This is a genomic window from Hydrogenophaga sp., assembly GCF_051858985.1.
In the GTDB taxonomy this organism is placed as follows: Bacteria; Pseudomonadota; Gammaproteobacteria; order Burkholderiales; family Burkholderiaceae_C; genus Hydrogenophaga.
Map to the genome: position 1 here is coordinate 367,403 of NZ_JBHYGM010000004.1, position 24,551 is coordinate 391,953.

Annotated in this window: 28 protein-coding genes; 14 read left to right on the forward strand and 14 right to left on the reverse strand. The window is 66.9% G+C overall.

Annotation, left to right across the window (positions count from 1 at the left end; genetic code table 11):
• Window positions 1–245 precede the first annotated feature (245 nt).
• The 5 genes from ACTIEY_RS18725 (at window position 246) to ACTIEY_RS18745 (ending at window position 3,346) form a co-directional block, all read left to right on the forward strand.
• Window positions 246–494 (forward strand): CsbD family protein, encoded by a 249-nt coding sequence (locus tag ACTIEY_RS18725; protein WP_439520659.1) that lies wholly within the window; start codon window positions 246–248, stop codon window positions 492–494.
• 70 nt (window positions 495–564) lie between these two features.
• The gene (locus ACTIEY_RS18730) at window positions 565–1,005 is read left to right on the forward strand and encodes a BON domain-containing protein (protein WP_439520660.1); all 441 of its coding nucleotides are present in this window, start codon (window positions 565–567) and stop codon (window positions 1,003–1,005) included.
• Window positions 1,006–1,068: 63 nt separating this feature from the next.
• On the forward strand, window positions 1,069–1,383 hold the full coding sequence (locus ACTIEY_RS18735; protein WP_439520661.1) for a BON domain-containing protein: 315 nt from the start codon (window positions 1,069–1,071) through the stop codon (window positions 1,381–1,383).
• 154 nt (window positions 1,384–1,537) lie between these two features.
• A complete protein-coding gene (locus ACTIEY_RS18740; protein ID WP_439520662.1) occupies window positions 1,538–1,942 on the forward strand; it encodes a response regulator in 405 nt (134 codons plus the stop codon).
• A 6-nt stretch (window positions 1,943–1,948) separates the two neighbouring features.
• The gene (locus ACTIEY_RS18745) at window positions 1,949–3,346 is read left to right on the forward strand and encodes a sensor histidine kinase (RefSeq protein WP_439520663.1); all 1,398 of its coding nucleotides are present in this window, start codon (window positions 1,949–1,951) and stop codon (window positions 3,344–3,346) included.
• Here the strand turns inward: ACTIEY_RS18745 and ACTIEY_RS18750 are convergent.
• The 3 genes from ACTIEY_RS18750 to ACTIEY_RS18760 are packed head-to-tail and all read right to left on the reverse strand — an operon-like array spanning window position 3,319 to window position 6,253.
• Window positions 3,319–4,290 (reverse strand): lysylphosphatidylglycerol synthase domain-containing protein, encoded by a 972-nt coding sequence (locus ACTIEY_RS18750; RefSeq protein ID WP_439520664.1) that lies wholly within the window; start codon window positions 4,288–4,290, stop codon window positions 3,319–3,321. The genes ACTIEY_RS18745 and ACTIEY_RS18750 overlap by 28 nt on opposite strands.
• Window positions 4,287–5,495: a cardiolipin synthase ClsB gene (clsB, locus tag ACTIEY_RS18755; protein WP_439520665.1), complete on the reverse strand. Its 1,209-nt coding sequence runs from the start codon at window positions 5,493–5,495 to the stop codon at window positions 4,287–4,289. The genes ACTIEY_RS18750 and clsB overlap by 4 nt, the downstream gene beginning before the upstream one ends.
• Window positions 5,492–6,253 carry an endonuclease/exonuclease/phosphatase family protein gene (locus ACTIEY_RS18760; protein WP_439520666.1) on the reverse strand — a complete coding sequence of 254 codons (762 nt, stop codon included), beginning with the start codon at window positions 6,251–6,253 and terminating at the stop codon, window positions 5,492–5,494. Before ACTIEY_RS18760 ends, clsB begins: the two co-directional genes overlap by 4 nt.
• 105 nt (window positions 6,254–6,358) lie before the next feature.
• On the opposite strand from ACTIEY_RS18760, the gene ACTIEY_RS18765 reads away from it, so the two are divergent.
• Window positions 6,359–6,991, forward strand: a complete 633-nt coding sequence (locus ACTIEY_RS18765) for a 3'-5' exonuclease (protein WP_439520667.1) — start codon at window positions 6,359–6,361, stop codon at window positions 6,989–6,991.
• Here ACTIEY_RS18765 and ACTIEY_RS18770 read toward each other — a convergent pair.
• Window positions 6,972–7,481 carry a hypothetical protein gene (locus ACTIEY_RS18770; RefSeq protein ID WP_439520668.1) on the reverse strand — a complete coding sequence of 170 codons (510 nt, stop codon included), beginning with the start codon at window positions 7,479–7,481 and terminating at the stop codon, window positions 6,972–6,974. The two genes, ACTIEY_RS18765 and ACTIEY_RS18770, sit on opposite strands and share 20 nt — an antisense overlap.
• 167 nt (window positions 7,482–7,648) lie before the next feature.
• On the opposite strand from ACTIEY_RS18770, the gene ACTIEY_RS18775 reads away from it, so the two are divergent.
• Window positions 7,649–8,749, forward strand: coding sequence for a 3-deoxy-7-phosphoheptulonate synthase (locus tag ACTIEY_RS18775; protein ID WP_439520669.1), 1,101 nt, complete (start codon window positions 7,649–7,651; stop codon window positions 8,747–8,749).
• 4 nt (window positions 8,750–8,753) lie between these two features.
• On the opposite strand, the gene infA is transcribed toward ACTIEY_RS18775, so the two are convergent.
• The 8 genes from infA to ACTIEY_RS18815 all read right to left on the reverse strand — a co-directional run bounded on the left by infA (window position 8,754) and on the right by ACTIEY_RS18815 (window position 13,326).
• Window positions 8,754–9,008, reverse strand: a complete 255-nt coding sequence (gene infA, locus ACTIEY_RS18780; RefSeq protein ID WP_056265133.1) for a translation initiation factor IF-1 — start codon at window positions 9,006–9,008, stop codon at window positions 8,754–8,756.
• Window positions 9,009–9,037: 29 nt separating this feature from the next.
• Window positions 9,038–9,310, reverse strand: a complete 273-nt coding sequence (locus ACTIEY_RS18785) for a hypothetical protein (RefSeq protein WP_439520670.1) — start codon at window positions 9,308–9,310, stop codon at window positions 9,038–9,040.
• A gap of 384 nt (window positions 9,311–9,694) precedes the next feature.
• Window positions 9,695–9,955, reverse strand: a complete 261-nt coding sequence (gene minE, locus ACTIEY_RS18790) for a cell division topological specificity factor MinE (protein ID WP_439520671.1) — start codon at window positions 9,953–9,955, stop codon at window positions 9,695–9,697.
• A 3-nt stretch (window positions 9,956–9,958) separates the two neighbouring features.
• Window positions 9,959–10,774, reverse strand: coding sequence for a septum site-determining protein MinD (minD, locus tag ACTIEY_RS18795; protein ID WP_439520672.1), 816 nt, complete (start codon window positions 10,772–10,774; stop codon window positions 9,959–9,961).
• Window positions 10,775–10,807: 33 nt separating this feature from the next.
• Entirely contained in the window at window positions 10,808–11,572 is a 765-nt protein-coding gene (gene minC, locus ACTIEY_RS18800) for a septum site-determining protein MinC (RefSeq protein ID WP_439520673.1), read from the reverse strand.
• A 388-nt stretch (window positions 11,573–11,960) separates the two neighbouring features.
• The gene (locus ACTIEY_RS18805) at window positions 11,961–12,530 is read right to left on the reverse strand and encodes a Spy/CpxP family protein refolding chaperone (protein ID WP_439520674.1); all 570 of its coding nucleotides are present in this window, start codon (window positions 12,528–12,530) and stop codon (window positions 11,961–11,963) included.
• 65 nt (window positions 12,531–12,595) lie between these two features.
• Window positions 12,596–13,123, reverse strand: coding sequence for a Cu(I)-responsive transcriptional regulator (gene cueR / locus ACTIEY_RS18810; protein ID WP_439520675.1), 528 nt, complete (start codon window positions 13,121–13,123; stop codon window positions 12,596–12,598).
• Window positions 13,124–13,128: 5 nt separating this feature from the next.
• The gene (locus ACTIEY_RS18815; RefSeq protein ID WP_439520676.1) at window positions 13,129–13,326 is read right to left on the reverse strand and encodes a heavy-metal-associated domain-containing protein; all 198 of its coding nucleotides are present in this window, start codon (window positions 13,324–13,326) and stop codon (window positions 13,129–13,131) included.
• A gap of 153 nt (window positions 13,327–13,479) precedes the next feature.
• On the opposite strand from ACTIEY_RS18815, the gene ACTIEY_RS18820 reads away from it, so the two are divergent.
• The 3 genes from ACTIEY_RS18820 to ACTIEY_RS18830 all read left to right on the forward strand — a co-directional run bounded on the left by ACTIEY_RS18820 (window position 13,480) and on the right by ACTIEY_RS18830 (window position 17,700).
• Entirely contained in the window at window positions 13,480–15,807 is a 2,328-nt protein-coding gene (locus tag ACTIEY_RS18820) for a heavy metal translocating P-type ATPase (protein WP_439520677.1), read from the forward strand.
• 69 nt (window positions 15,808–15,876) lie between these two features.
• A complete protein-coding gene (locus ACTIEY_RS18825; protein ID WP_439520678.1) occupies window positions 15,877–16,473 on the forward strand; it encodes a hemerythrin domain-containing protein in 597 nt (198 codons plus the stop codon).
• Between the two features lie 27 nt (window positions 16,474–16,500).
• Window positions 16,501–17,700 (forward strand): YbfB/YjiJ family MFS transporter, encoded by a 1,200-nt coding sequence (locus ACTIEY_RS18830; protein ID WP_439520679.1) that lies wholly within the window; start codon window positions 16,501–16,503, stop codon window positions 17,698–17,700.
• A 4-nt stretch (window positions 17,701–17,704) separates the two neighbouring features.
• Here ACTIEY_RS18830 and gstA read toward each other — a convergent pair whose 3' ends face one another.
• Window positions 17,705–18,310 carry a glutathione transferase GstA gene (gene gstA, locus ACTIEY_RS18835; protein WP_439520680.1) on the reverse strand — a complete coding sequence of 202 codons (606 nt, stop codon included), beginning with the start codon at window positions 18,308–18,310 and terminating at the stop codon, window positions 17,705–17,707.
• A gap of 180 nt (window positions 18,311–18,490) precedes the next feature.
• Between gstA and speB the strand changes: the two genes are divergently transcribed.
• Window positions 18,491–19,423 carry an agmatinase gene (gene speB, locus ACTIEY_RS18840; RefSeq protein ID WP_439520681.1) on the forward strand — a complete coding sequence of 311 codons (933 nt, stop codon included), beginning with the start codon at window positions 18,491–18,493 and terminating at the stop codon, window positions 19,421–19,423.
• A gap of 5 nt (window positions 19,424–19,428) precedes the next feature.
• Entirely contained in the window at window positions 19,429–20,736 is a 1,308-nt protein-coding gene (locus ACTIEY_RS18845; protein WP_439520682.1) for an NAD(P)/FAD-dependent oxidoreductase, read from the forward strand.
• Between the two features lie 22 nt (window positions 20,737–20,758).
• Here the strand turns inward: ACTIEY_RS18845 and ACTIEY_RS18850 are convergent, their stop codons facing one another.
• Window positions 20,759–22,243 carry a PLP-dependent aminotransferase family protein gene (locus tag ACTIEY_RS18850; RefSeq protein WP_439520806.1) on the reverse strand — a complete coding sequence of 495 codons (1,485 nt, stop codon included), beginning with the start codon at window positions 22,241–22,243 and terminating at the stop codon, window positions 20,759–20,761.
• A gap of 89 nt (window positions 22,244–22,332) precedes the next feature.
• Between ACTIEY_RS18850 and ACTIEY_RS18855 the strand changes: the two genes are divergently transcribed.
• Together ACTIEY_RS18855 and ACTIEY_RS18860 are read left to right on the forward strand one after the other, a co-directional pair.
• Complete coding sequence (locus ACTIEY_RS18855; protein WP_439520683.1) at window positions 22,333–23,142, forward strand: gamma-glutamyl-gamma-aminobutyrate hydrolase family protein; 810 nt, start codon at window positions 22,333–22,335, stop codon at window positions 23,140–23,142.
• Window positions 23,143–23,175: 33 nt separating this feature from the next.
• The gene (locus tag ACTIEY_RS18860; protein ID WP_439520684.1) at window positions 23,176–24,549 is read left to right on the forward strand and encodes a glutamine synthetase family protein; all 1,374 of its coding nucleotides are present in this window, start codon (window positions 23,176–23,178) and stop codon (window positions 24,547–24,549) included.
• Window positions 24,550–24,551 lie beyond the last annotated feature (2 nt).

Sequence of the window (24,551 nt, forward strand, 5' to 3'; positions counted from 1 at the left end):
ATGGGGTTCGTGGTGGTGGGAGCGGGCAATTTAACAGGCGGCGCGCGCGCCAGGCGTCGGACGCCTCCTACAAACCCCCGGCCTGCGATCGGATACGTCCTACACCGGGGCGGCTGGCTGCCCGACATCTTGTGCACGGTGGCGAACCTACAGTTCATTCACGGCAACGCGATACGAACAACGCAGCCGGGGCAGGCTTCAGAAGCCGCCCGACATCACATCCTCAACTTTCCAAGGAGATGAACATGAACTGGGATCGCATTGAAGGCAACTGGAAGCAACTCAAAGGCCGTGTGGTCGAGAAGTGGGGCAAGCTGACCGACGACGATTTCGACGTGGTCGCTGGCCGCCGCGAGCAGCTCGCCGGCAAGATCCAGGAACGCTACGGCGTGGCCAAGGACGAAGCCGAGCGCCAGGTCACCGCCTGGGAACGCAGTGCAGGTGATGACTGGTTCGACACGCCGTCGACCAAGCGCCCCACCGAGAAGCTCTGAGCACCAAGCACAGCGCCATCTGGAATTCCCCATGACCGCCGGCCTGGCCGGCCTCTGAAAGGACCACACCATGAAAACGCAAACCCGACACCTCAGCCTGATCGCCGCCGCAGCGGCCACCATTGCACTGGCTGCCTGCGGCCAGCGTGAAGATGCCACCGTCGGCCAGCAGGTCGACAACGCGGTCAACCAGACGCAGGCCGCCGGCACCGAACTCAAGAACGATGCCAAGGACGCTGCGCGAGACATGCAGGCAGCAGGCTCACAAGCCGGCCAGGCCATGTCCGAAGGCGCCAGCGACATGGCGATCACCGCCAAGGTGAATGCAGCGCTGGCTGCAGACGACCAGTTGAGCGCACTGCAGATCAACGTCGACACCGAAGCCGGACGCGTGGCCCTCAAGGGCACCGCACCCGACGCCGACTCCCGCGATCGCGCCACCACCCTGGCTGCCGCCGTGGATGGCGTGGTGGCCGTTGACAACCGCCTGGTTGTCCAGAAGAACAGCTGATCAACCCCCGGAAAGCGTCCCTGAACCGGGCTCCGCTTTCCATCATTCCTAGGAGCTCTCCCCATGAAAATCGCACACGCCCTGTTGGCAGTCGCCGCTACGGTTTCCCTCGTTCAGCTGACTGGCTGCGCCGTTGCGCGCGACCAGCAGACGGTGGGGGCGTATGTTGACGATGCCACCATCACCACCCGCGTGAAGGCGCGCTTCGCCGAAGACAAGACGGTCAGCGCCACCTCCATCAGCGTGGAAACGCTCAATGGCACGGTGCAGCTCTCCGGCTTTGCCAAGTCCAATGCCGAGAAGTCCACGGCTGAAAACATCGCCAAGGCCACCCCGGGTGCGAAGGCGGTGCGCAACGACATCGTGGTGCGCCCGTAAGCAGGCCACCCGGCGTCTGTAGGACGATACCTACAGACGCCGCATAACACCTGGAGGAAGCTCGGGGCGGGTAGTGCGGCTTGGCCGCACATCCTGCCCCGAGGCGTTTACAGTCTCGTTTTCTTTTCACGGCTCCCAACCCAATCCTTCCCCCATGGCGTCACTGAGAACCTTCATCGTTGAAGACAACCCGGTGATCTACGAGAACCTGGTCTCCACCCTGGAAGAGCTCACGAACGTCGAGGTGGTGGGACGCGCACTCGACGAACGCAGCGCCACCCAGTGGATCCTTGGACAGGGGGCTTCGGTAGACCTGTTGATCATCGACATCTTCCTGCTATCGGGGTCTGGCCTGGGTGTGCTCAAGGCCGCGCAGGAAGCTGGGCTCCAGGCCCGGCGTGTGGTGCTCACGAATTACGCCACTCCGGACATCCGCCGCCGCTGCGAGGTGCTCGGCGCGAACCGGGTGTTCGACAAGTCCCACGAGCTCGAAGACCTGATCGACTATTGCGTGCACGTGGCCGAAGGCGCGCCCAGCGCCCCCGACGATCTGGTCTAGCGCACGATGATCAAGTCATCGATCGAGCGCGTCGCGCGCACGCGTTACGTCATGCCCATCGTGCTGGCGCTGGCTGTCATCACCATTGCCATCAACGAAAGCACCTACCAGCATTCGCAGAAAACGCTGGAGAGCGGCATCAACCTCACCGATGCCCGCCTGGAAGCCCTGCGCACCCTGCAGGCCCTCACCGACGCTGAGACCGCCACCCGTGCCTACCTGATCAATGGGCAGGAGGTGTACCGCGCCGATTTTCGGGCGGCGATCGACACGCTCAATGTGGCGCAACAAGGCGCGTTCCAGTACATCGCCGACGCCGATCCGCGGCGCACCGTGTCGGTGGATGCGGTGCGACAACGCATCGCGGACCGCGTGAGCGCGCTCGAGGAATGGATGACCACCACCGAGCGTGGCCAGCGCACCCGCGCCCACGTGCTGGCCAGCAGCGACCGAAGCCGCCAGGCGTACGTGGAGCTCAGGCAGGAGTTCGACCACGTGCTGGACCGCGCCGCCGCTGTGCAGCAGACGGCGCGCCTGTCCCTGTTCGACGCCATGATGCTCAACCGCCTCGCCCTGCACGCCTTGGTGCTGGTGGCCGTGATGGCATTGATGATGTTCATGCGCCAGCTGCGCGAAAGCGACGAGCGCAAGGCCAGGGAGAGCCAGGTGCTGGAGCAGGAAATCGAAGTGCGCACTGCCGAACTGCGGGAGCTGGCCGGCCACCTGGTGAACACCCGTGAAGACGAGCGCGGCCGCGTGGCGCGCGAACTGCACGACGAGATGGGCGGCCTGCTGACCGCGATGAAGCTGGAGATGGCTCGCCTGCGCCGGGTGCCCGAGCTGCCCGCGGTGGCGCGCGAACGCCTGAGCAGCATCGAGCAACGGCTCAACGAAGGCATTGCCGTGAAGCGGCGGATCGTGGAGAACCTGCGGCCTTCTTCGCTGGACCAGCTCGGTCTCATCGCCGCGCTGGAGGTGCTGTGCCAGGACGTCTCGAGCAGCCTGGGCATTCTGGTGCAGCCGCAACTGGAATCGGTGGAACTGGACCGTGAAGCCGAACTGACGGTGTACCGTGTGGTCCAGGAATCCCTCACCAACATCAGCAAGTACGCGCACGCCCGGCAAGCCTGGGTGTCGCTCATGCGCCAGGAAGGGCAGGCGCGGCTGCTGGTGCGCGACGATGGCGTGGGTTTCGACGTCAACCGCGTGCGCGCGGGCCACCACGGTCTCCTGGGCATGCGCGTTCGCGTGGAATCGCATTCGGGCAAGCTCACCATCACCAGCGCCCCCGGCCAGGGCACGCGCGTGGCGGTGGAATTGCCGCTGGTCCCGCCGCCGGTTGCCTCCGAGGCCACCGACATGCTGGATCAGCCGGATCAGACCGGCGCGTCGCCCACCGCCTGAGCGCGTGCCGAGCGGCGCCTGGCCGCGACCTCGCTCCACCCATAGGCGGGCAGCGCCAGCACCAGCGGCATCAGGTAGTAGGTGGCTCGGTAGACCAGCACCACCGCCAGCACTTCCGTCACCGGCAAACGGTCGCTCGCCAGCGACGCGGCGAACACCGCCTCCAGCACGCCCAGGCCAGCGGGCACATGGGTGAGGACGCCAGCCACGGCGGCCAGCAGCAGCGCCCCCAACACGTCCGGGTAGTCGACCCGCCCGGCGAAAAGGGTCCAGACGATGGCGGCAATCAGCAACCAGCTCGCGCCACCCAGGGTGGCCTGAAGGAGCGCCAGCGGCCCACTGGGCAGTTCCATCGAATGCCCGCGCAGGGAAAGCTGGCGCCGACGCGAGACGAAACACAGCACCACATACGCTGCAGCCGCCAGCACCAGCGCCACGCCTGCGCCACGCAACACCAGGGCGCCCGGCAGCCACTCTTGCGACAGGCGCGGAGGTGCCCAGATGAGCACGGCGCCTGCGATCCAGAGATAGCCCAGCCAGTTCGTGACCATGCTGTACGCGATGATCTTGCCCACGGTGGGAGCCGACAGGCCCCATCGCGTGTACAGCCGCAGCCGCATGGCCAGTCCTCCCACGAGAGAGCCGAAATTCAGGTTGAAGGCGTAGCTGATGGCCGCGGTGCCGAGGCTTCGGCCGACCGACACCCGGGCCCGCGTGAGGTGCCGCCCCACCAGGTCAAAACTGGCATACAGCGCGTAACTGAGCGCCGCCAGGGCAGCCGCGAGGGCCAGCTGGCTCACCGCCAGCGACTGAACCGCCACCCAGACCTCGGCCCATTCGACCATCCGCGCCTGTCGGGCGACCAGACCCAGCACGATCGCTGCCAGGACCCAGGGAAACAGCCTTCGGGTCCAGCCCCACAGCGTGCGCAGGCCAAGACTCACGCCGCTTCGTCTCCCAGCGCCACCACGCGCGGTGGCTTCGACGCCATGCGCTGCATCCAGATGGGAAAGCGGCGCAGCGCGTGGAACACCACAAAGCTGCGCACGCCGATCCACGCTGATCGCAGCTTGCTGGGCACGGGACGCTCCACCAGCGTGCAGTGCGCAGCCATCAAGGCTTCGATGCGCTCGCGCAGATGGATGGCAAAGGCCTCGTCACGCACCACCACGTTGGCTTCCAGGTTCAGGCTGAGACTGGTGGGATCGAGGTTGCTCGAACCCACTGTGGCCCAGCGGTCGTCCACCACCGCCACCTTGGCGTGCAGCGGGCGTTCGGTGTACTGGTGCACGCGCACGCCGGCGCGGATGAGGTGGCGGTAGAGGAGCTCGGTGGCGCGCATCACCCAGACCATGTCCGGCTGACCCTGCATGACCAGGTCCACCTGGACTCCCCGTCGCGCGGCACGCCGAAGGTCGCGCAGCAGGCGGTAGCCGGGGAAGAAGTAGGCATTGGCGATCAGGATGCGTTTCTGCGCACTGCGGATCGCCGCGCGGTAGTGGCGTTCGATGTCGTTGCGGTGCAGGTGGTTGTCGCGCATGACGAAGGCGGCGACCGCGCCATCGGTCACTTCGCGCTCTTCGCCCGCTCGCTCGCGCATCGCCCGCCAGCGTTTCAGCCACGTTCGGCGAGACGGCTGCGGCCCCTCCACATTGGCGCGGCAGAACGCCTGGATCTGGCCCACCAGCGGCCCCTCGACCTCGACGGCGTAATCCTGTTTGGCCTGGGGGCCGTGCTCGGCGAGGTGGTCGATGGAGTAGTTGATGCCGCCCGCAAAGGCGCGCTCGCCGTCGACCACCACCAGCTTGTGGTGCATGCGCCGCAACAGGTTGACGCGTGCGCCGAAGAGCCGGCGAACGGGTTCGAAAGCCCGAAGGCGCACGCCGGCATCCAGCAGGGGCTGCGTGAACGAGGTTGGCAGGTCGGGCGAGCCCCAGCCATCGATGAGCACGTGAACGGTGGCGCCATTGGCGGCCGCACTGAGCAAGGCCGCGTGGAGTTGCCGGCCCACCTTGTCATCGAACAGGATGAAGGTCTCCAGCAGCACTTCCTCTCGGGCTTGCGCGATCGCTTCAAACACACGCGGGTAATAGCCTTCGCCGTTCTCCAGCAGCGTGATGCGGTTGCCCGGTAACCAGCGCGAGTTCATGCGGCCTCCAGGAGATCGATCTCCGCCGCCAGTGGCGCATGGTCGGAGAGGTGGGCCCAGGGGCTGTGCGGCAGGGGCAGCGGGCGCGCACCCGCCACGCCACGTGTGTAGATGCGGTCGAGGCGAAGCCAGGGCCAACGGGCGGGAAAGGTGCGGGCGTGGTGACCGAACGCGCCGCGAAACACCTCCTTCAGGCCCACAGGGGCGAGCAAGGCATCGGCGCGCGATCGCCAGTCGTTGAAGTCGCCGGCCACCACCAGCGGCGAATCGTCAGGCACCTCTTTCTTCACCATCTCGCACAGGCCGTCCATCTGCCGGGCGCGGTGGGCTTCGCTGAGCCCGAGGTGCACGCAGATCACATGGAGCTCCGGCTCGTCTTCTTCGAGCGTGAGTGCGCAATGCAGCAGGCCGCGCGGCTCTGCGCCCTGGATCGACACGTCGTGGTTGTGGCTGTGTCGCACGGGGAAACGCGAGAGCACCGCATTGCCGTGGTCCTTGCCCTGGGCGACGGCATTGCGGCCGTAGGCATGATCGGACCAGATCTGGTCGGCCAGGAATTCGTACTGCGCACCGACGGACGCAGCGTGAGCCGGACCCGACGCGCCGCTGACCTCCTGGAGAAAGACGAGGTCGCTCTGCTCGGCCCGCACCGCCTCGCGCAGCTCGTGCAGCACGAAACGGTTGTTGAATGCGTTGTAGCCCTTGTGGATGTTCACGGTGAGGACGCGAATGGTTCGCGAGATTTTGATTTCGCGCATGCCGCCGAGCATGACATGGGGGTGTGCCCTCAACAAGGTTCGCGCCGCAGGATAAGCTCATGTCCTACAAGCCGCTTCCGCCCTTCCGACACGAACGACTCACCCATGAGCCGCATCGCCGTCATCGACTTCGAAACCACCGGGATCTCACCGTCTGCGGGTGACCGGGCCACCGAGGTGGCGGTGGTGATCCTGGAGGAAGGAACGGTGGTCGATCGCTACCAGAGCCTCATGAACGCAGGGGTGCGCATTCCCTCCTTCATCACCCAGCTCACAGGCATCACCAACGCCATGGTGGCCGACGCGCCGTCGGCCCAAAGCGTCATGAGCGATGCCGCGCGTTTCGTTGGTGGCTTGCCCATGGTGGCGCACAACGCGTCGTTCGATCGCCGCTTCTGGTGCGCTGAACTCGCGCTTGCGGGTCAAGCGGCGCCCCACGCGTTTGCCTGCACCGTGCTGCTGTCGCGCCGCCTCTACCCGGAAGCGCCCAGCCACCGGCTGGGTACGCTGGTGGACCATTTCCAGCTGCCTCGCACGGGCCGAACACACCGGGCACTGGCCGATGCGGAGATGGCGGCCGAGCTGCTCTCGCGCATCCAGCACGACCTGCGCATGCGCCACGGCGTCGCGCAACCGGATCACGCGTTTCTCATGGCCATGCAGCGCTGCGCGCGCGCGGCCCTGCCCACGTTCATGCAGGCGCGCGCGGTCGCTGCGCTCAGTTCAGCCGCAGCTTGAACTGGATGATGAGGGCGCCGTCGACCTTGCCCATCGAGGGAACCACACCGACGTTGATGCCGAAGTGACGGCCTTCAACGGTGGCCAGCGGCAGTGCCGCAAAGAAGCTGCCACCATCGGCCAGCGACGGATAGCCATTCATCACGCCCAGTGCAGCGCCGAGCTTGACCGGGCCCAGTTGCCAGGGCTGCCAGTTCACAGCGGCATACGACGTGGTCTTGCGCACGCTGTTGTAGTAAGCACCAGCCATGTAGGCGATCTCCGGACTCGTCCGGTATTCCAGGCCAAGACCCAGGTTGTTCTCGTTGTAGCCCTTGTTGCTGGCGAAGTGCCGCGAGAAGCCACCCAGGTTCACCCAGATCTGCGACTTGCCAGCGTCACCCGGGCTGGCCACCTGGGGCGCATCGGTGGAGGCCGCGCCGGCCCAGCCGGGTGCCAGACCCATCGCAAGCGCGCTGGCCAGTGAGCAGATGCAGTACAAAGTCTTCATGGTTCGTCCCGTCGGGCGGAACCGCCGCCCGTGTGTGTCACATTCAGTTTCGGTCGTACCGAACCGCAACTTGAATCCGGCAGGGCTCAAACATGGCAACCGTGTGACATTTCGACAGATTCCGGGCGCACGCCCCATTCCATGAACAAAAACGCACAGCAACGACCATGAAAACCCACACACCCGCCGCGCCGCTGTCCACCCACGACACCACCCGCATTGACGACCTGCGCATCGGCGCCGTGCGCCCGCTCATCACGCCCGCCCTGCTGCAGGAATGGCAGCCCGCGCCCGTCGCCGCACAGGCCCTGGTGGAGCGCAGCCGGGCCGACATCTCGCGCGTGCTGCACGGCCTGGACGACCGGCTGGTGGTGGTGGTCGGCCCCTGTTCCATCCACGACCATGGGCAGGCCATGGAGTACGCGCGCCTGCTCCAGGGCCGCGCCGATGCACTGGCCGCTGACCTGCTGGTGGTGATGCGCGTTTACTTCGAGAAGCCCCGCACCACGGTGGGCTGGAAGGGATACATCAACGACCCACACCTGGACGGCAGCTTCGCCATCAACGAGGGGCTGGAACTGGCGCGTGCTCTGCTGCTGGACGTGCTGGCCCTGGGCCTGCCGGTGGGTACCGAGTTCCTCGACCTGCTGAGCCCGCAGTTCATCAGCGATCTGGTGAGCTGGGGCGCCATCGGCGCTCGCACCACCGAAAGCCAGAGCCACCGCCAGCTCGCCAGCGGGCTGAGCTGCCCGGTGGGTTTCAAGAACGGCACCGACGGTGGTGTGAAGGTGGCCTGCGACGCCATCCAGGCCGCGCGCGCCGAGCACGCCTTCATGGGCATGACCAAGATGGGCCAGGCCGCCATCTTCGAGACACGCGGCAACGACGACTGCCATGTGATCCTGCGCGGCGGTGCACAGCCCAACTACAGCGCGGCCGACGTGGATGCGGCCTGCGCATTGCTGAAGAAGTCGGGTCTACGAGAGCAGGTGATGGTGGACGTCTCGCACGCCAACAGCAGCAAGCAGCACCAGCGGCAGATCGAGGTGGCGGCCGACGTGGCGGCGCAAGTGGCGGCGGGCGATCGGCGCATCATGGGCCTGATGATCGAAAGCCACCTGTCCGAGGGACGCCAGGACATCACGCCCGGCCAGCCCCTGAAGCACGGCGTGAGCGTCACCGATGCCTGCATTTCATTCGAGCAGACCGCCCCCGTGCTCGACGGGCTGGCGGCTGCAGTTCGAGCGCGGCGCGCCCGGCTCTACTGAACGCTCAGCGCGGCTTGCGCGGCACCATCGGGCCGCGGCCTTCGATGTGGCGGAAGTTGATGCGACCCTTGGTCAGGTCGTAAGGGGAGAGCTCAAGCGAGACCCGGTCACCCGCCAGGATGCGGATGTGGTTCTTCTTCATCTTGCCCGCCGAATAGGCGATCAACTGGTGACCGTTGTCCAGCGTGACGCGAAAGCGCGTGTCGGGCAGCACCTCGTTGACGATGCCCATCATGTCGATCAGTTCTTCCTTGGCCATGGTGTGTTCCTTTGCGTGAAGTGTATCGGTCAGTTTGGGCGGGCGGTGTGGCGGGTGGTGTCTTGCACCCAGTCGATGCCCTGCGCGATGGCGTAGTCGGTGGCCGCCTCGTGCGTGGAAAAAGCGCTGTCGTAGCGGATCAGGCGCGCGGTGCTGGCGCTGCCATGGCCGCTGGCGATGGAGACCTGGGCGGCAAACAGGCCGCCCGGCAACAGGCGGGGGGAAGCCGCAATGCGGTACTTGCCCAGGGTGAGAAGAGACGGTCTCGCGGTCGTTGTCGTGGTCAGTGTCGTGTGGTTCATCAAAAACATCGGGGGGCCAGGGCCGCGGCGCTTCGCCGCAGCAGGGACAAGGCCCGAATACAAAAGCAATACAGGTGGCAGCCCAAGCGCCGGGGTGCCCCACTGGTTGGTCCGGCCAACGGCCCGGCGCAGGAACGCGACAGGCCTTGATCGGCGCACGAGCCACGGCAGGGGCATCGGCAACAGCAGGGAGGAAAAGGGCCACGTTGCTGTGAGAGAGCGGTGTGGCGCGGCGCCCATGAGGGGCTGGACCAGCGGCCCCTCTGCCGGGGGCGGTACGTCGTGGGCGGGTGGCCTGAACGTTGCTGGTCGCTTTGGGCGACCGGGTAATGTAACACGTGGGGAGAATCTTCGCTGGCCTCGATGGCTCCCCCTTCACCACGCCTATTTGCGATCGGGCAGCTCGATCTTGACTTCCAGCACGTCCAGGTTGTCCTGCCGGTCGAGCTGTACCTTGATGTCGTCGGGGTTGATCCTGATGTACTTGCCGATCACGGCCACCAGTTCGCGCTGCAGCGCCGGCAGATAGTCGGGCTCGGAAGCGCTGCGACCACTGCGCTCGTGCGCCAGGATGATCTGCAGCCGTTCCTTGGCCACGCTGGCCGTCTTTTTCTTCTCGCCCAGGAGAAAGGAGAGCAACGACATGCCTTACTTCCCCCCGAACAGGCGCTTGAAGAAGCCCGTCTTTTCCGCTTCGATGAAGCGCAGCGGCTTGTCCGCACCCAGGAAGCGGTCGATCACATCGCTGTAGGCCTCGGCCACGTCGGTGCCCTTGAGGTGGATCGCAGGTGTGCCCTGGTTGGACGCGGTCAGCACGTTCTCGCTTTCGGGGATCACGCCGATCAGCTTGATGCGCAGGATGTCCTGGATGTCCTGCAGCGAAAGCATCTGGCCATCGGCCACGCGCGAGGGGTTGTATCGGGTGATCAGCAGGTGTTCCTTGATCGGTTCCTTGCCTTCGATGGCACGTTGCGTCTTGCTGCCGAGCATGCCGAGGATGCGGTCGGAATCGCGCACGCTGGAGACTTCCGGGTTGGTCACGATCAGCGCTTCGTCGGCGTAATGCATGGCCATGAGCGCACCGGTCTCGATGCCCGCCGGCGAATCGCAGACGATGTACTCGAAGCCCATCGCGGTCAGGTCGGTGAGCACCTTGTGCACGCCTTCCTGGCTCAGGGCGTCCTTGTCACGCGTCTGGCTGGCCGCCAGCACGAACAGGTTGTCGCACTGCTTGTCCTTGATGAGCGCCTGGTTCAGGTTGGCTTCGCCCTGGATCACATTGATCAGGTCATAGACCACGCGCCGCTCGCAACCCATGATGAGGTCCAGGTTGCGCAGGCCGACGTCGAAATCGATCACGGCGGTCTTGTGGCCGCGCAGCGCCAGGCCTGTGGCAAAGCTGGCGCTGGTGGTGGTCTTGCCCACGCCACCTTTTCCCGAGGTGACGACAACGATCTTGGTCATGGTGAGAATTCTTTCTGATTCGAATGAAGGGTTTCAGGCGCCGATGGCATCGACCACCAGCCGGTCGCCGTCCGGACCGGGGACCAGGCGCACCTGGGCCGGCTTGCCCAGCAGCGTGCTGGGCCAGGGAACTTCGCTGGTGCGGTAGATGCCCGCAATCGAGACCAGCTCGGGCGCCATGCCCAGGGTGAAGATGCGCGCCTCGTTGTTGCCGCGGGCACCGGCGATGGCCTTGCCGCGCAGCGGTGCATACACATGGATGTGGCCATCGGCAATGACTTCCGCGCCCGGATTCACCATGGCCATGACCACCAGATCGCGACCACGCGCATAGACCTGCTGGCCTGAACGCAAGGGCTTGTCGATCACCAGGGCGCCGGTTGAGGGTTCGGGTTGTGCAGGGGGCTCGGGCGGCGCAGCGATTTCGGTGGCCGTGGCCACCACAGGTGCGCGCTGCACCGACACATCGGGCGTGGCGGTCAGGCCTGCGGCCAGCGCCAGACTGGTCTGTTCGATGGTGCCGCCTCGCACGGCCAGCGGCACCAGGCGGTATTGCCTCAGCAGCGTCTGCAGCGCACCGAAGTCCGGCAAGGCGTTGGCCTCGGCCACGTTCAGGGGATGCAGATCGATGACCACCGGGTCGTGGTCGAAAAAGTCCGGCATGTCGCCAAAGCGCTGGGCGAATTCTGCGGCCAGGCGTTTCAGATCAGAGGACTTGAGCATGAGCGCCACGAGGGGCAACTGGGCGCTCTTGATTTCGAAGGTGGCGGGCGTGTTTCCTGCGAGGGCAACGGACATGGGCAGAACTGGATCCAGAGACAGGCCCGTCGCAGGAACGCCTTGTGAGCATGACCGGCCATGAAGCGGCGCATCTTAGCAGCCGTGGCGTGCGATCCTTGCGCGCGCGAGTGCGCAGGTGTCAGCGCATGTTTCAGCGCGTGCTGACAAAGCTGTGTGTAACTTTTGAACAAGTGGCCGGTTGTCCACAGCAGATGGCACGGAACCCGACTTGTCCCCGTCCAGGCCCGTGGGCAACAGCGCACTTCACACAGGGTTCGCTACACGCCAAGTGGTTGCTCCACAAAGAGAAAGGGCGCTTGTCCACACTGGACAGCACCCTCTACTACTACTGCTATCTTGTATTAAAGAACTCTATAAGAACAAGACAGACAGACAAACCGGCAGATCAACCCTTCACACCGTCCTTGTGGTGGTGGCCACCGTGATGACCCTTGTGGTGCATGCCGGTGCGCTTGAAGCCCATGCCGAACTGGTCGTCGAACACCTTCTTCTGATCGGTGTCCAGCGATGCGTAGAAGCTCTTGATAGCGTCGGTGCGCTGGGCCATGCGGGCATCGCGTTCCGTCTTCATGGCCTGCATCTTGTCCAGGCGTTCCGGCGTGGTCAGCTTGGACCAGTCTTCACGCGGTTGCTGCGGTGCGGTGCGGGCAGGGGGCTGGGTGCGTGCCACGAACGCGTTCCAGGCGGGTTCCTGTGCCGGGGTGAGCTTGAGTTCGGACTTCAGCTTCGCCTGGCGCTCGGCCATCTTCTTCTGCATGCGTTCCGTGCGCTCTGCGTGGCGCTGGGTGCGTTTCTGCGCATCGGCCTGGGTGGGCGCTTGCGGGCTGGCGGATTGCGTCACCGGCGGGCTGGCGGGTGCCTGGGCGGTGCCCTGGGCAATGGCGGTGGCAGAGATACCAACGAAGGCGGCTGCCAGCGTGGCGGCCATCAGGGTGCGTTTCGGAAGCAGTTTCATGGGGTCTCCTTGAGACGTTGAGGAAGTAACACCACATCGCCGGGTTCCTGGTGTGTGGAGTGACTTCAGTGTCGGGTTCGCGTGTTTCCGCGTTGTGCGGTCGATGTGCCGGGTTGGTAAAGTTTTGTGCCGCTTTTCGTGCCTGTCTCGGCTTCTGTGGCCGGGTGGCCCAGGTCGTCCAGGATGGGGCAGTCCGGTCGGCCGTCGCCGGGGCAGAGGTCCAGCAGGTGGCTCAGCGTGCGCTGCATCGCCTGCAGCGCCTTGATGCGTTCGGCCAGCTCATCCATGTGCTTCTGGGCCACGCGCTTGACGCTCTCGCTGCTGCGCCTGCGGTTGTGCCACAGGCCCACCAGCTCCGTGATGGCCTCGAGGCCAAAGCCCATGTCGCGCGAGCGCCGGATGAAGCGCAAGGTGTGCACATCGGCCTGGCTGTACTGGCGGTAGTTGCTGTCGGTGCGCGGCACTGCAGCGAGCAGCCCGAGCGTTTCGTAGTGACGCAGCATCTTGGGCGAGATGCCGCTGAGCTCGGCCGCCTTGCCGATGTTGACTGGCCAGCCGTTGCCTGTGGCTTCCTGGATCGAATTCGACCGCATGGTGTTCAGGCCTCCACCTGGTAGCCCTCTTCGCGGATGGCTTCGGCCAGCGCCTCTCTCGGTTGCGACGTGTCGACCTCGACCCGGTTGTTGGCGCGATCGATCCGCACCTGGGCTTCTGGGTCGAGCTGGCGAATGGCGCTGGTCACGGCTTTTTCGCAATGGCCACAGGTCATGCCCTGGACATCGAAGATCTGGTTCATGGGGATTCCTGAAACGTGAATGGAAAGAACATGCCTGCATTCTCATCCTTGACATGGTGTCAAGGTCAAGCGCTTTCAATCCCTCCCTTCGTTCACAGTTGGCAACAAGGTGCTGCTTGACCTTGCCATGGTGGTAAAGCTTATGCTGGCCACATGACATCGACCGTTGCCTCGACCCGACCCGCCGAACTTCAAGCTTCGCCACCACCGACCATCCAGATCGACCTGGGCATCGGGGGAATGACCTGCGCCTCCTGCGTGACACGGGTGGAGAAAGCCCTCAGGAAACAGGCGGGCGTGAGCGATGCGTCGGTGAACCTGGCCACGGAGACGGCACGGGTGACGCTGGCCGCGCAGGATGAGGCCCAGGCGCTGGCGCGGGTGAAGCGCGCGGTGCGCGACGCGGGTTACGAACCCCGTTCTCGGGAAGCGGGGGACGATGTCGCTGAGCCGCACTGGCACAGCGTGCCAAGCAGCTTCCTACCGGTGCTGCTCGGCGTGGTGCTGTCGGCACCGCTGGTGGTGCCCATGGTGGGCGACCTGTTCGGTCGCCACTGGATGCTGCCGGCCTGGGTCCAGTTCCTGCTGGCCACTCCGGTGCAGTTCGTGCTGGGTGCGCGCTTTTACCGCGCTGGCTGGCACGCGCTCAAGGCCTTCACCGGCAACATGGAACTGCTGGTGGCCATCGGCACCACGGCGGGCTGGGCGCTGTCCACCTGGCTGTGGTGGCGTGCCGAGCCGGGTGAGATGGTGCACCTCTACTACGAAGCGTCGGCGGTGGTGATCACACTGGTCCTGCTCGGCAAGTGGCTGGAGGTGCGCGCCAAGCGCCAGACCACGGTGGCGATCCGCGCGCTGCAGGCCTTGCGACCCGAGCGTGCCCACCTCCTGCCCGACGGTGTGCGCCGCACCGAGCTGACCGACGTGCCGGTGGACGAGTTGTTGCCCGGCGATGTGGTGCGCGTCCTGCCTGGTGAGCGATTCGCGGCCGATGGCGATGTGGTCCAGGGCCGCACGCAGGCCGATGAATCGATGCTGACGGGCGAAGCCATGCCGGTATCCAAGGAGCTGGGCGACCTGGTCACAGGCGGCTCGCTCAATGGGGAAGGCGCAGTGGACGTCCGGGTGCGCGCCATCGGAGCGCAGAGTGTGCTCGCGCGCATCATCGGCCTGGTGCAGGACGCGCAGGCCACCAAGGCGCCGGTGCAGCGCATGGTGGACCAGGTGGCGGCGGTGTTCGTGCCGGTGGTGCTGGCCATCGCGCTCATCACGCTGGTGAGCTGGCTCTGGACCGGCGCCCCGGCAGAAGAAGCCCTGCTGCACGCGGTGGCCGTGCTGGTGATCGCGTGTCCCTGCGCGCTGGGTCTGGCCACGCCCACGGCGATCATGGCGGGCACCGGGGTGGCGGCGCAGCACGGCATCCTCATCAAGGATGCACAGGCGCTGGAAATCGCTCACCAGGTGGACACGGTAGCGTTCGACAAGACCGGCACGCTCACCGAAGGGCATCCCCGTCTGCTGGTGATCGAGGCCGTGCCCGGCGTGGACGAGCTGGCCGTGCTGCACACGGCGGCGGCCCTGCAGGCGCAGAGTGCCCACCCGCTGGCCCGTGCCGTGCTGGCGGCAGCGCTCGCGCGCTCGATCGAGGTGTTGCCCGATGCAGCGCACGAGGTGCAATCGGTGTCCGGTCGCGGCAGTGAGGGCCGGGTCAACGGCACCCTGCTCGCCCTGGGCAGCCTGCGCTGGATGGACGAACTGGGTGCGGCGCTGGGGCCACTGGATGAACGAGCCCGGGCCTTGCAGGCGCAGGGCGCCACGGTGTCGGTGCTGGCCAGCCAGGCGCCCGGCGATGCCGCCGCCGCAGCGACCTGGACACCCCTGGCGTTGCTGGCTTTCGGCGATGAGCCCAAGGCCGGCGCGGCTCAGGCGATTGCAGATCTGCGCGCCCAGGGCATGCGGCTCTACATGATTTCGGGTGACAACCGGGGTGCCGCGCTGGCCATGGCCGCGCGGCTGGGGCTGCGAGGCAACGACGGCGAGGTGATCGCCGAAGTGCTGCCCGGCGACAAGGCGGCGATGGTTCGGAAACTGAAAGCGCCCGGCGCTGGTGAACGCCTGCACACCGTGGCCATGGTGGGCGACGGCGTGAACGACGCGCCCGCGCTCGCCGCTGCCGACGTGGGCATGGCCATGAGCCACACCCAGGGCGGCGGTTCGGACGTGGCGATGCACGCCGCGGGCATCACACTCATGCGCGGTGACCCCATGCTGGTGGCCGCTGCGCTGGACATTTCGCGCCGCACCGTGAGCAAGATCCGCCAGAACCTGTTCTGGGCCTTTGCCTACAACGTCGCCGGCATTCCCCTGGCAGCACTGGGCTACCTGAGCCCGGTGGTGGCGGGCGCGGCGATGGCGCTGAGTTCGGTCAGCGTGGTGAGCAACGCCCTGCTGCTCAAGCGCTGGAAGCCGCCAGTGCGCTGACTTCCTTGATGCACATCAAGGCGGTCCAGGGCCCGTTGGTGGAAGCTCCGGGCTTCGAGGAGACTGTCCATGAACCGAGAAGCCCTGCGCGTCATTCGCGATGAACATGCCAGCCTGGCCGCGATGCTCAGGTCCCTGCTGCAGATGATCCAGCGAGGACCCGAACCCGAGGGCAAGGACCAGCACGAACTGTTTTTCGATGTGCTGCGCGCGATGCTGTTCTACATCGATGAATTCCCCGAGAAGATGCACCACCCGAAGGAATCCGACCTGCTGTTTCCGCGCGTGGCGCGTGCGGCGCCGCAGGTGATGCCCACGATCGAGCAGCTCGAACGGGACCACATGGCAGGTGAACTGAAGGTGCGCGAACTCATGCACCTGTTGATGGCCTGGGAGTACCTCGGGGACACGCGCAGACCGGCTTTCGAGGCCGAGGCGCACCGCTACGTGGCGTTCTACCTGGAACACATGCGGCTGGAGGAAAGCGTGGTATTGCCGCAGGCCGAGCGTTCCCTGGACGAGGGCGACTGGCACGCGCTGAACGCGGCGTTTGCCACCAACCGCGACCCGCTCAACCACCGCATTCCGCGTGACCCGCAGTTCGACCGCCTCTTCACCCGCATCGTGATGAGCGCCCCTGCGCCGGTGGGCCTCGGGGAAGCCTGACCCGGCTTCGCACACAATGGCCGGGCCATGGTCCGCGCCACATCACCCGACACCACACCCTATGTGAGGTTGGCGCTCGCGCTGTCGCTGGGCGCGGCGGTGTCGCTGGGCATCACGCGCTTTGCCTATGGGCTGCTGCTGCCACCGATGCGGGAAGACCTCGGCTGGAGTTACACGCTGGCCGGCGCCATGAACACCTTCAATGCGCTGGGCTACCTCATCGGCGCGCTGGCCACGCCCTGGCTCATGAAACGGGTGCCACCCACCCGTCTCCTGGTCGTAGGTTCCCTGCTGGCTTCGCTGTTCATGGGCCTGAGTGGTTTCTTCACCGCGGCCGCACCCTTGCTGGCCCAGCGCCTTCTGGCCGGGGTGGCCAGCGCGCTGGTGTTCATTGCGGGTGGCCTGCTGGCCGCACGCCTGGGCGCGCACCAGCCGCGACGCAGCGGCTTTCTCCTGGGGCTCTACTACGGTGGCACCGGCCTGGGCATCGTGGTTTCGGCGCTGGGGGTGCCGCCGGTGCTGGCGGCAGCCGCACAGCAGGCGCACGGCTGGGCCTGGGCGTGGTGGATGCTCGCACTGGTCTGCCTGCTGGCGACCGCGCTCATGGCCTGGCCGGCCCGCGTGCTGGCCGGCCACCCGGCACCGCCACCGCCGGCACTGGGGGCTGGCGCGCGCGTCTACCGCACGCGCGACTTTGCCTTTGCGCTCGCGGGTTACGCCGGCTTTGGCGTGGGCTACATCGGCTATATGACCTTCGTCATCGCGCTGCTGCGCGAGCAGGGCAGCAGCGCTTCGCAGGTGACGGGTTTCTATGCGCTGCTGGGTGTGGCCGTGCTGGCCTCGTCGCGCGTCTGGGCCGGCTTGCTGGACCAGTACCGCAACGGCCTGCCGCTGGCGCTGCTCAATGCCCTGCTGGGGGTTGCGGCGATCGTGCCCGCGCTCACCTCGTCCTGGCCGCTGCTGATGGCCTCGGGCATCGTGTTCGGTGGCGTGTTCCTCTCGGTGGTGGCCTCCACCACCGCGCTGGTGCGGCACAACCTGCCGCCGGCGCAATGGGCCGCCGGCATCAGTGCGTTCACCATCGTGTTCGCTGCCGGACAGATCGTGGGTCCCACAGTGGTCGGTTTCGTCTCCGACGGACCCGGCGGCCTGGCGCGCGGCTTGCTGTTTTCGGCCGGCGCCCTGTGGATCGGAGCGGCGCTGGCGTGGCGCCAGCGCGCGCTCTGACGCCTTACTTCAGCAGGCCTTCGGCTTTCATCGCGGCCTGCACGGCGGGGCGTGCAGCCACGCGCTCGCGCCAGGCGGTGATGTTCGACAGGCCGGTGATGTCCACGCCCACGCGTGGGGCCCAGTTGGTCACGGTGAACAGGTAGCCGTCGGCCACGGTGAAGGTCTCGCCCATGAGGTACGGACCGGCGAGCTGGCTGTCGACCCAGGCCAGGCGCTGCGACAGCCGGGTCTTGGTGGCCGCCTTGTAGTCCTCAGGCGTCGCGGGATTGAACAGGGGCGAGAACCCCTTGTGCACTTCGGTGCCGATGAAGGTCAGCCATTCCTGCAGCCGGTAGCGCGCCATGGTGCCGTGGGCGGGTGCCAGGTTCTTCTGTGGCACCTGGTCGGCGATGTACTGCACGATGGCCGGGCCCTCGCGCAGGCGCTCACCGTTGTCGAGCTCGAGCAGCGGCACGTAGCCGAGCGGGTTGATGGTGTAGTAGTCGGTGCCGTCGGGCAGCTGGTGCGTCTTGGTGGGCGCCGGCACCGCCTCAAAGGCCAGGCCGGCTTCGTGCAGGGCGATGTGCGGGGAGAGCGAGCAGGCGCCAGGGGAGTAGTAGAGCTTCATGGGGTGTTGTCCTCGGATCGATGCGCAGGATTCGGCATCTGGGTGGATCGTAGCGGTGCGCGTGTTCCTTTGCCGCCCGGGTGGATGCCGCGCTCACCCGGCAAATGGACTCATCTGAAGTTCGACGCGAGGGTATCTTCCGGGGCTCGCTGCCTCATTTCCCCAAAAGGACACCCCACCATGGCCCTGGGTCAGTTCGCCTACGCCAGCAACAGCAACCGCTTCCTCGCCTGCGATCCGCTGGCTGGGCAACCGTTTGCCATCGCGGGCGTGCCGTTCGATGGCGTGGTGACCAACCGCCCTGGCGCGCGCTTTGGCCCGCAGGCCATCCGCGCGGCCAGCCTCATGCTGTGCGACGGCATCCACCCGGTGTTCAATGTCTCGCCGCTGGCGCACCTGGGCGACGCGCTCGACATGCGCCTGCCCAACGCCTCGCCGCTGCCCGAGGTGCGCCGCCACATCGAGGCGCAGGCCACGGCGCTCATGGCCCGGCACCACTGCGTGTTCCTGGGCGGCGACCATTCCGTGACGCTCTCGCTGCTGCGCGCGGCGAGGGCGCGCCATGGCGGCGAGCCTTTGGCGCTGGTGCACTTCGATGCCCATTGCGACACCTGGAGCGACCATTTCGGCGAGCCATCCGGCCACGGCACCTGGACGTATGAGGCCTTGCAGGAAGGGCTGGTGAGCGCGGCGCACACGGTGCAGATCGGCATCCGCTCCAGTGGCGAGCGCGCGGCGCGCGAGTACGTGGCCGACCAGGGCGGGGCGATCTTCACGGCGCGAGCGCTGCGCGGTCTGGACGGCGCGGGTCTTCGGCCCGTCATCGACGCCATACGGGCGCGCATCGGGAATCGACCCTGCTACCTCACGCTCGACATCGACTGTCTGGACCCGGCGTTCGCCCCCGGTACCGGCACGCCGGAGCCGGGCGGAATGACCAGTTCGCAGGTGCTGACGTTGGTTGAAGAACTCGCCGACCTGAACTGGATCGGCATGGACTGCGTGGAAGTGGCCCCCGCTTACGACCACGCCGAGCTGACCACGAACGCGGCGGCCACCTTTGTGTGGACCTACCTCAGCGGCCAGGTGGCGAAACACCTCCAGAAGGTCTGAACGTGATGGCGCGTTCCCTGGTGGGTTCCGACACCCAGCTCAACCAGAAGAGCTATTACGAGGCCAGCGTGCAGCGGCCCGGGGCAATGCCACCGCTGCAGGGGTCGCTGGAGGCCGACGCGGTGGTGGTGGGCGCGGGCTTTGCGGGACTTAGCGCGGCGCTGGAAATGGCCCGGCGCGGCCTTTCTGTGGTGGTGCTGGAGGCCGATCGCATCGGCAGCGGTGCCAGCGGTCGCAACGGCGGCCAGGCCATCGTGGGCTACGCGAGCGGGCAGGGCCCGTTCGAGCAGCAACTGGGCGCGGCCGATGCGCAACGTGCCTGGGACATGTCGCTCGAAGCCATCGATCTGATCGATGCGCGCATCGCCGAGCACGGCATTGAGTGCGACCGCGTCAACGGCTATGTGTACGTGGCCGACTCGGCGCGCAAGGCGCTGCAGTTGCACGAGGAAATGGAAGGCCTGAAGCGGCGTGGCATCGCGGTGGACTGGGCCGAGGGCGCGGATCTCCCGCGCCTGATCAACAGCCCGCGCTACGTGGCTGCGGCGCGCGAGCAGCGATCGGGCCACCTGCACCCGCTGAAGTACGCGCTGGGCCTGGCGCGTGCCGCCCAGGCGGCCGGCGTGCGCATCTTCGAGCACTCACCGGTGACCGGACTGCAGCGCGGCGCCACGCTGGTGGCGAGCACGGCGCAAGGCCAGGTGAAGGCGCGCTTCGGTGTGCTGGCTGGCAACTGCATGCTGCCCGCATATGGGCCGCAAGTCGCGCCCGAGGTGGCGGCGCGCATCATGCCCGTGGGCACCTACATCGTGGCCACCGCGCCGCTCGACCCCGAGCTCTGCGCGCGCCTGATCCCGCGCAACGCGGCGGTCTGCGACAACAATTTCGTGCTGGATTACTTCCGCTTCAGCGCCGATCACCGCCTGCTGTTCGGCGGGCGAGTGAGCTACACCACCCGCACGCCGGCGAACCTGGAGTCCGTGATGCGCCAGCGAATGGGCGAGGTGTTTCCGGCGCTGCGCGAGGTGCCCATCGAGCACGTGTGGGGTGGCTTTGTCGACATCAGCATGAACCGTGCGCCCGACTTCGGCCGCCTGGGCGACAACCTGTATTACCTGCAAGGCTTCAGCGGCCACGGCGTGGCGCTCACCGGCCTGGCCGGCCAGCTGGTGGCCGAGGCGGTCGCGGGGCAGGCGGGTCGCTTCGATGTGTACGCCCGCCTGAAGCACCGTCGCTTCCCAGGGGGCCCGCTGCTGCGCACGCCGAGCCTGGCGCTGGGCATGCTGTGGCACCGGATGCGGGACGTGCTGTAGTTCGCGATGTGCGAGTTCGCATTCACAGCGTCTGTCTCACCGCAGCCGCGATCAGCGGCCCGCAGCGCTCGATATCGGCCAGCGGCGCGTAGCCGTAGCCGATCACCAGCCCGCTCAGGTCGCTCCGCGCGAGGCAGTAGGCCGAGAGCGGCCGCACGGTGAGGCCCTGCTGGGCCAGTCGCTGCGCCAGTGCGCGGTCGTCCACCTCGGGCGGCAGGCGCAGGCACAGGTGCAGGCCCTGTTCGGCGCCGCTGATGCTGGGACCCTCCGGCCCATCGCGCAGCACGGGCTTGAGCGCTTCGAGCAGGCACTGGCGGCGCTCGCCGTAGTTCTGGCGCGCGCGGCGCAGTGCGCTGGCGAAGTGGCCCATCTCGATGAATTCGGCCAGCGCCGCCTGCACCGGCATCTGGCCCGGGCGGTTCAGGTCGTAGTGGGCCTGCTTGAAGGCGGCCACCAGCGGCTTGGGCACCACGAGGTAGCCGATCTTCAGGCCCGGGTAGAGCACCTTGGAGAAGGTGCCCATGTAGAACACGCGGCCATCGGTGTCGAGCCCTTCGAGGCTGGAGATGGGCGGGCCGCTGAACCGGTATTCGCTGTCGTAGTCGTCCTCGAGCACCCAGGCGTCGTGCGCCCGGGCGGTGGCCAGCAGCTGGTGGCGCCGCGGCAGGGACATCACCGCGCCGGTGGGGTACTGGTGCGATGGGGTCACGTAGATCAGGCGCGGCGGCTTGGCGTGGTCGGCGCTGCTGGGGTTGATGCCCTGTTCGTCCACCGCCACCGGATGCAGTGCGAGGCCGGTAGCCATGAAGGCCTTGACCGCGCCCCAGTAGGCCGGGTCCTCCACCCACACCGTGTCGCCATGGTCGGCCAGCAGGCGGGCGCACAGTTCGAGCGACTGCTGGGTGCCCGTGGTGATGACGACCTGGTCGGCCTCCAGGTGCACGCTGCGGAACACGCGAAGGTAGTCGGCCACGGCGCGGCGCAGCGGCGCGTAGCCACCGGAGTCGTTGTAGTCGAGCATGTCCGGGTAGGTCATGCGCCAGTGCTTGTTCTGCAGCCGCTGCCAGAGCGTGACCGGGAAGGCGCTGAAGTCGGCGATGCCGGGCGTGAAGGGTTGCACCTCCAGTTCGGTGGCGCAGTAGGTGTGGGCCAGCGCCTGGCCGCGCACCGAGAGGCGGCTGGCCTGCAGGGTGGCGGCCTGGCCGGCGCTGGCGCGCGCGGGTCGGCCAGGCGCGGCGCGCGGCACGCTGTCGTTCACGTAGGTGCCGCTGCCCACGCGGCTGGCGAGGTAACCCTCCACGCTGAGCTGGTTGATGGCCGCCACCACGGTGTTGCGCGAGAGGTTGAGGTCCTCCGCCAGGTCGCGGCTGGAGGGCAGCCGTTCTCCCGCGCCGAGCTTGCCATCGAGCATGGCGCGGCGCAGGGCCTCGTAGAGTTGCCGGTGCAACGGCAGCGCGCCCTGGGTGCCGAGGCGGCCCATTTCAGCCAGGAGAAATTCGGAGAGCATGGGGGAAGTGGCACCCAAGGGTGGGTCGAATTGGCTCTCATTGTGATCCAATTGGACCCCCACAATGCAGGCCATTGTCTGGAGTCGTCATGAACAAGCCGCCGCCGCCGTGCATGGTCTGGCTGCCTGCGGATCACCGCCTGATGGGTGATCACGGGCACCAGATGCCGTTTTTGCTGCTGGGTGACAAATACGCCCGCGCGGTCAAGGTGGGCGCCCAGGCCCAGCCGGTGATGTTCCCGCTGGCCGACACCGGCCAGATCAGCGAACTGCTGGCGCTGGTGGACGGGGTGATGCTGACCGGCTCACCCTCCAACGTGCACCCGTCCCATTTCGACGAAGACGTGGCCGATCCCAGCCTGCCGCTGGACGCCGACCGCGACCTGCTCACGCTCGCCCTCGTCAAGGCCTGTGTGCATGAAGGCATTCCGCTGCTCGGAATCTGCCGCGGGTTCCAGGAGATCAACGTGGCCCTGGGCGGCACGCTGCACCAGCGTGTGCACGACGTGCCCGGCCTCATGGACCACCGCGAGCCCAAGACCGCGCCGCCCGACGAGCAGTACGCGCCGCGCCACAGCATCCGCCTGGCACCGGGCAGCGTGTTCGAGGAATGGGCAGGAGGCCCTGAAGCCCAGGTGAATTCGCTGCACGGCCAGGGCATCAACCGGCTGGCCGACGGCCTGGAGCCGCTGGCCCACGCGCCCGACGGCGTGGTGGAGGCCTTTGGCGTGCGCGGCGCGCGCACCTTTGCCTACGCCGTGCAGTTCCACCCCGAATGGCGCTGCTGGGAAACCCCGTTCTATGCCGCCATCTTCGAAGCCTTTGGCCGCGCCTGCCGCCAGCGCACCAGCCAGCGGCTGCAGGCCGCCGACCTCGCGCGCAGCGCGGTGCAGCCCTGAGATTCACCCCCATACCCACAACGGAGACGGCACATGACAGCCCCCCCCAAGAAAGCGATGAACTTCAACGACCTGGAGAACTGGCTCAACCAGAACCGGGTGACCGAGGTCGAGTGCCTGGTGCCCGACCTGACCGGCGTGGCGCGCGGCAAGATCCTGCCGCGCGAGAAGTTCACCGAGGACCGGGGCATGCGACTCCCACAGGCCATCGTGGCCATGGGGGTCACCGGCGAGTTTCCTGAAAGCGGGCCGTACTACGACGTCATCGAGCCGACCGACCGCGACATGCAGTTGCGGCCGGACCCGACCACCGTGCGCATCGTGCCCTGGGCCACCGACCCCACGGCGCAGGTGATCCACGATTGCTTCGACCACGCCGGCAAGCTGGTGCCGTTTGCGCCGCGCAGCGTGCTGCGCCATGTGTGCGAACTCTTCGACGCCGAGGGCCTGGACCCGGTGGTGGCACCCGAGCTGGAGTTCTACCTGACCGCACGCAACACCGACCCGAACACGCTGCTCAAGCCCCCCATCGGCCGCAGCGGCCGGGCAGAGACCTCGCGCCAGGCGTACAGCATCGATGCGGTCAACGAGTTCGACCCGCTGTTCGAGGAAATCTACGACTACTGCGACAAGATGCAGCTCAATGTGGACACACTGATCCACGAAGTGGGCGCGGGGCAGATGGAGATCAACTTCTTCCACGCCCATCCGCTCGGGCTGGCCGACGAGGTGTTCTTCTTCAAGCGCACGGTGCGCGAAGCCGCGCTGCGCCACGACATGTACGCCACCTTCATGGCCAAGCCCATCGCGGGTGAGCCGGGGTCTGCCATGCACGTGCACCAGAGCATCTTGGACAAGGCCACCGGCAAGAACATCTTCAGCAATGAAGACGGCACGCCGTCCGAGGCGTTCTACCACTACATCGGTGGCCTGCAGCGCTACATTCCGGCGGCCATGGTGCTGGTGGCGCCGTACGTCAACAGTTACCGCCGCCTTTCGCGCCACACCGCGGCGCCCATCAACATCGAGTGGGGCCACGACAACCGCACGGTGGGCATCCGCTCGCCGATCTCCAGCCCCGCCGCGCGCCGGGTGGAGAACCGCGTGATCGGTGCCGACGCCAACCCCTATGTGGCCATGGCCATGACGCTGGCCTGCGGTTACCTGGGCCTGAAGAACAAGATCAAGCCCAAGCCCGAGATGAAGGGCGATGCCTACCTCGCACCTTATTCGCTGCCGCGCAGCCTGGGCGAGGCGCTCGACTGGCTGCGCCGCGAGCCCGACCTGCACGAGGTGCTGGGCAAGGAGTTCATCACCATCTACACCGAGATCAAGGAGCTGGAGTTCGACGAGTTCATGAAGGTGATCTCGCCCTGGGAACGCGAGCATCTCCTCCTGCATGTCTGAGC